The 5,873-nt window shown below is 61.7% G+C and carries 2 protein-coding genes and 3 tRNA genes; all 5 read right to left on the bottom strand.

Features of this window, described 5'->3' with window-relative positions; translation table 11 throughout:
* Nucleotides 1-1,023: 1,023 nt before the first annotated feature.
* Nucleotides 1,024-1,100 (bottom strand) — tRNA-Asp (locus tag Q0J81_RS10130).
* Nucleotides 1,101-1,137: 37 nt separating this feature from the next.
* Nucleotides 1,138-1,214 (bottom strand) — tRNA-Asp (locus tag Q0J81_RS10125).
* 10 nt (nucleotides 1,215-1,224) lie between these two features.
* Nucleotides 1,225-1,300, bottom strand: a tRNA-Val gene (locus Q0J81_RS10120).
* Between the two features lie 922 nt (nucleotides 1,301-2,222).
* Nucleotides 2,223-4,103, bottom strand: coding sequence for a tRNA uridine-5-carboxymethylaminomethyl(34) synthesis enzyme MnmG (gene mnmG / locus Q0J81_RS10115; protein WP_294447615.1), 1,881 nt, complete (start codon nucleotides 4,101-4,103; stop codon nucleotides 2,223-2,225).
* A 320-nt stretch (nucleotides 4,104-4,423) separates the two neighbouring features.
* On the bottom strand, nucleotides 4,424-5,873 hold a 1,450-nt coding region (rpoD, locus tag Q0J81_RS10110; protein WP_294447613.1), incomplete at its 5' end, for an RNA polymerase sigma factor RpoD.

The following is a 5,873-nucleotide window of genomic DNA, read 5'->3' as shown; positions in this document are numbered from 1 at the left end:
TCCATCAGCCCGGCGACGGCTTCGGCCTTGCCGGAATTCGCCGCAAGAGCGGTGACGAAAAGCGTGCGTGCCATGGGAAAAACTCCTTCACATAGAGAAATTCAGCCGGAAAAGAAACGCCTCTGGCGGGGCAGATACGTCTGTTTAGTGTAATAGGCTCATGAAATGAGTCAAGAGGCAGGCCCGGGAGGCGGATGCGAAAGAGCGGCGCAGTGAAAAGGCAAGCTGTTGTTTTGTCAGAAAAAAACGATGATTCAGAAAAATTGTTTGAGCGCTCAATTTACTTTCTGAAAAAAGGCGTGTTCCGGGTCGGCATCGTGAAAAGGGCGGTGACCCGGCGTGGGGAGCGGGAAGAAAGGAAAACAGCGGTCGCCACAGGCCGCCGCCGTGCGGCGCGGGGACGCGCGTTTTCGGAAGAAAACGGGGGGCGCGGGCGGAAAGAAGTGTCTTTTCCCGTCACGGCGTTGATGATGAGGATGCTCTGCAGAAGGCGCGGGGACGGCGCAGGGGAGGGACAGGACAGGCGGGGCGCGTGACTTTGGCGAGGGATCGGGCTTTGGACGTCGAAAGACCAGCCGCATCTGGGCGAGCGGAGGCCTGAGCGCACTCTGGCGCGGGGAAAAGGCGGCATGGACTTGTCGGGGGCGGGAAGCTCGGCGCGGCGAACGAAAGGCTGAGACGGCTTGTCTTTTCCGCGGGGCGCTGTTTCGGCGCTTCGGAACACGAAACGGCAATGCCGTGCTGCGGGATGCAGGGCTTTGCTTTCCTGTAATGGCGCAGAAGCGGAAGGGCAGAGGGCAGGTATGCGGGACAGGTGTGGGCAATGCGGAAAACGGATTGCCCGGAAAAGAGACCACGGCAGCGCGGCTGACGGCAGAGGGGGGGCAACATGGGCTGCCGTCTGTCAGACGGTCGACTCCGGGGCGCAGCTCAAAAGAGGCGGAGAAACGCAGTGTGCAGGAGTGCTGTGCCCGCAAAGGGCAAAAAAAAAAGCCCCGCAACATATATTTGCAGGACCTTGAATGGCGAAGCGGATGGGACTTGAACCCACGACCTCCGGCGTGACAGGCCGGCGTTCTAACCAACTGAACTACCGCTCCAAATATGGAGTGGGTGAAAAAACCCGGTTAAACAAAGTGGCGAAGCGGATGGGACTTGAACCCACGACCTCCGGCGTGACAGGCCGGCGTTCTAACCAACTGAACTACCGCTCCACTTTTCGCATGGTGGGCAGTACAGGACTTGAACCTGTGACCCCCGCCGTGTGAAGGCGATGCTCTACCAACTGAGCTAACTGCCCATGCGCAGGTATGTGTTTATGGAAAATGCCCCCTTCTGTCAACAGAAAATTTGGCCTTTTTGCAATTTTTTTTTGAAGAATGGCTTAATGTTGTTTTAACATGTTGATAATATTTTGATTTTTTATTTATTTTTCAATCGTGACGTTTTTGAGCGCCACAGGAGGCCGCGGACGGACGAAAAAGACCCGGGGCGCGTTTTCCGGCGAGGCGTTTGCGGCGGGGAAGAGAAGGCTCCTGGTCTGGGCGGCGAAAGCAGGCCCGGAACGACGGGCGACAGCCGGAGACTCGGAAGAGGCGGGAAAGGACGCCGGGCGATGGAGGAAGCGCAGCTGTGGGGGAAGAATCCGGGGCGCGGAGCTTCGGAAGGGGAAGCAGGGTGACCGTACCGGTTCGGTAAGAGGCGGGCTGAAGGGCAGAAAGCGCGGGACGGCAGAGGTCATGTTCGGAAAAAGACGGGAGACGGGGCGTGCGATTCGGGCGGAAGCCTTCGGGCTCTGGGAAGCCGGAGAGCCTCCGGGGAGAGGGAGCGCCTGAGCGGACGGCACGGCGGAAGGACAAGGTGGCCTGAGAATCCGACCTGAGGCCTGAAAGAGGCGGGACAGGACGCCGGGCGATGGAGGAAGTGCAGCTGTGGGGGAAGAATCCGGGGCGCGGAGCTTTAAGGTGGGCGAACGCGGAGTCGGGAAGGGGGCTTGCCGTCCGCAGCATAAGTTTTGCCTTGCTCGGGAGGGCTGCGCTCTGATGACCGGCTCGACGGCCGCGCTCACGGACGGAAGGCACGGGGCTCTCGCTGCGAGTTTCGGACATTCGGCTGCGTGCCTGCACTGGTGTCGAGGCGGCAGGGCACGAAAAAAGGCCGGGGCAACGGTGTTCCCCGACCTTTTCCATTAAAGAAAGGAATCCGGCGACAAAAAGGCGCTTTTACCTGGAGCCTCCGGCGTGCAGCAGGCCGCGCTTTTTCAGCTCCACCTCAAGACAGGCGAGTGCCGCAGGAGTCACGCCGGAAATGCGTCCGGCCTGTCCCAGCGTCAGGGGGCGGATGGCGGAGAGCTTTTCCTGTATTTCCCGCGAGAGTCCGGAAATGCCGTCGTAGTCCATGTCTTCGGGCAGGCGTATGGATTCCTGACGGGCCGCGCGGCGCACAAGCTCGTCCTGAAGTTCCAGGTAGCCGGAATAGCGGAGGATGATTTCCGCTTCCTGAATGACGTCGTCCGGCGCGCTTTCAAGCTCGGGCAGAAATACGGAGAGGCGGCGCAGCGGAAGCTGCGGACGGCGGCCGAGGTCGGCCAGCGTGACGGCCTGACTGGGGCAGGGTTCGCCGAGTCCGGCAAAGGCGGCCTGCGTGGCGGCGTCGGGCGTGATGCGCACGGAGGTAAGCCTGTCCATGAGCGAGTGCAGCTTCTGCTGTCTGTCGCGGAAGATTCTCCACTGTTCATCCCCCACAAGGCCGATGTCGCGGCCGCGCGGGGTGAGACGGGCGTCGGCGTTGTCCTCGCGCAGCAGCAGACGGTATTCCGCGCGCGACGTGAACATGCGGAAGGGTTCGTTCGTGCCCTTGGTGACGAGTTCGTCGGCCAGCACGGCCATGTAGGCTTCGCTTCTGGCGGGCAGGAAGGGCTCGCGGCCCTTTATTCTGGCGTCCATGTTGAGCGCGGCCCAGAGTCCCTGAGCGGCGGCTTCCTCGTAGCCGGAGGTGCCGTTGATCTGACCGGCCAGCCACAGGCCTTCCACCTTGCGGGTCTCGAAGGTGGGGCGAAGCTGCACGGGATTCACGTAGTCGTACTCGATGGCGTAGCCCGGCCGCACGATTTTGGCGTGTTCGAGGCCGTGGATGGAGTTCACCATTTTTTCCTGAATGTCCAGCGGCAGGCTGGTGGAAATGCCGTTGGCGTAATATTCCTCGCGGTTCAGCCCTTCGGGTTCGATGAAGACGTGATGGCGTTCGCGTTCGGGGAATCTGGCCACCTTGTCTTCCACTGAGGGGCAGTAGCGCGCGCCCACGCCCGTGATGACGCCGGTAAAGAGCGGCGAGCGGTCGAGCCCCGAGCGGATGATGTCGTGCGTGCGTTCGTTGGTCCAGGTAACGAAGCAGGGCACCTGCGGCAGCACCGGGCCGGGCCCGGTGAAGCTGAAGCCCTGCGGCGGATTGTCGCCGTACTGGGCTTCCATGGCGTCGAAGTCGATGGAGCTTGCCAGAAGGCGGGGTGTGGTTCCGGTTTTGAGGCGTCCGAGGGTGAGGCCGAGCGAACGCAGGGAGTCGGAAAGCTGCAGAGCCGCGGAGTCGCCGAATCTTCCGGCGCTGTAGTGCACGAGGCCCACGTGCACGAGTCCCTGCAGGAAGGTGCCCGTGGTGAGCAGCACGTGATCGGCGGAAAATTCCTTGCCGAGCTGGGTGCGCACGCCTCTGACCCTGCCGTTTTCCGCAATGATGTCCGTGACCATGTCCTGCCAGATGGTAAGGCCTTCCTGCGCGAAGAGGTCGCGCTTTGCCGCGGCAAGATAGGTTTCGCGGTCTATCTGGGCGCGGCGGGCGCGCACGGCCGGGCCCTTGCTCGCGTTGAGTATGCGGAACTGTATGCCCGCTTCGTCGGCCCATTTGCCCATGCAGCCGCCGAGAGCGTCTATTTCGCGCACGAGGTGTCCCTTGGCCAGACCGCCGATGGCGGGATTGCAGGAAAGATGTCCTATGCGGTCCACGTTGCTCGTGATGACGAGCACGTCGTGGCCCAAACGGGCGAGCGCCATGGAGGCTTCACAGCCGGCGTGTCCGGCCCCGACGACGATGCAGGAATAATGTGTCATGGTGTTGAGGGTGCTGAGGTTGGAAAAATGCGCGTTCCGGAGCGGAATCGGCAAAAAATCCGGGGAGCGGAGGGAGGCCCGTTCGTCATCCGGCTTCGGGAAGCTGCGGCATGACCATGCCGCCCTGCGCGTGCTGCGCCTGTGGACGCGTTGCGAACGCTGCCGCCCTGCGCGGAAAACCGGCTTCGGATGCGCCCTCCGGCGCTGCGGCCCGGTACGCCATGAGGCCGCGCAACCGGCAGAGCCGGAGGCCGCGGCCTCATGAAGCGTGGAACACGGAAGCGGCCCGGACGAAGGATCGTCCGGCTTCCGTTCCGGCATCAGTTTTCGTAGAAGGAACGCAGGGTCTGGCTTCTCACGGGGTGGCGGAGCTTGCGCAGGGCCTTGGCCTCGATCTGACGTATGCGTTCACGGGTGACGTTGAAGAGCTTGCCCACTTCCTCGAGGGTGTGGTCGGACTTTTCGCCTATGCCGAAGCGCTTGCGCAGCACCTGTTCCTCACGGGGCGTGAGATCGGCGAGCACGGCGGCAATCTGTTCGGAAAGCTTGGTGTTCACCACCTCTTCGGCGGGAGCCACGGCCTTCTTGTCCTCGATGAAATCGCCGAGGCTGGAATCTTCCTCGTCGCCGATGGGGGTTTCGAGGGAAATGGGTTCCTTGGCGATCTTGAGCACCTTCTTCACCTTGTCCACGGGATAGTCCATGCGTTCCGCGATTTCCTCGGGAGTGGGGTCGCGGCCGAGCTCCTGCACCAGGTAGCGCGAGGTGCGGATGAGCTTGTTGATGGTCTCTATCATGTGCACCGGAATGCGGATGGTGCGGGCCTGATCCGCAATGGCGCGGGTGATGGCCTGACGAATCCACCAGGTGGCGTAGGTGGAGAACTTGTAGCCGCGCTGGTACTCGAACTTGTCCACGGCCTTCATGAGGCCGATGTTGCCTTCCTGAATGAGATCGAGGAACTGCAGGCCGCGGTTGGTGTACTTCTTGGCAATGCTCACCACGAGGCGCAGGTTGGAGCGTATGAGCTCCTGCTTGGCGCGCATGGAAGCCACCATGCCGCGGCGTATGCGCCACAGCACTTCCTCGAGGTCTTCCACGTTGTGGCAGCACTTTTCGCGCAGGCGCTGGAGGCTTTCGATCTTGCCCATGATGAGTTCCTTGTAGGAAAACATCTTGTCCACGCTCATGTCCAGTTCCGCGGCCACGTCCTGCATGGAGCGGGTGCGGTTGTCCAGAGCCTCGAACAGGGCCTGCAGCTCTTCCTGCGTCTTGCCGGTGGTGGCCACGTAGGCGTCGAGTTCGCGCTGATAGTTCTTCATCTGGCGCACGTAGTCTTCCACGGTTTCCACGATGCGGTCGATGAGGGTCTTTTCCAGCTTGATTTCGCGCAGACGGGAAACCACTTCTTCCTTGTACTGAAGAATTTCCTTCTGCGTGGCGGCCACGCGGCGTTCCAGCGTGCAGCAGGCGTCGAGCTTCTGATAGATCTTGTGCTTCTTCTTGTAGATGGCCTTGATTTCGTCGAGCAGCAGAATGACGCGCTGACGCTGGTTCATCTCGTCTTCGGTGGGATCGTCTTCCTCAATGGTCTTGACCACGTCTTTAAGCTTGATGCGGTTCTGCTTGAGGTCTTCGCCCACGTTGATGAGCTCTTCGACGGCCACGGGCACTTCCACGAGCGCGTAGAGCACGTCCTCTTCGCCCGTCTCGATCTTCTTGGCGATGACGACTTCGCCGTCGCGGTCAAGAAGCGGCACCGCGCCCATT

This window comes from uncultured Mailhella sp., from assembly GCF_944324575.1.
Taxonomy (GTDB): domain Bacteria; phylum Desulfobacterota; class Desulfovibrionia; order Desulfovibrionales; family Desulfovibrionaceae; genus Mailhella.
This window is presented reverse-complemented; position numbering and strand designations above follow the sequence as displayed.

Bases quoted from the DNA above. Each gene is read 5' to 3' on its own strand.
- mnmG (WP_294447615.1), bottom strand. From the start codon at position 4,103: ATGACACATTATTCCTGCATCGTCGTCGGGGCCGGACACGCCGGCTGT.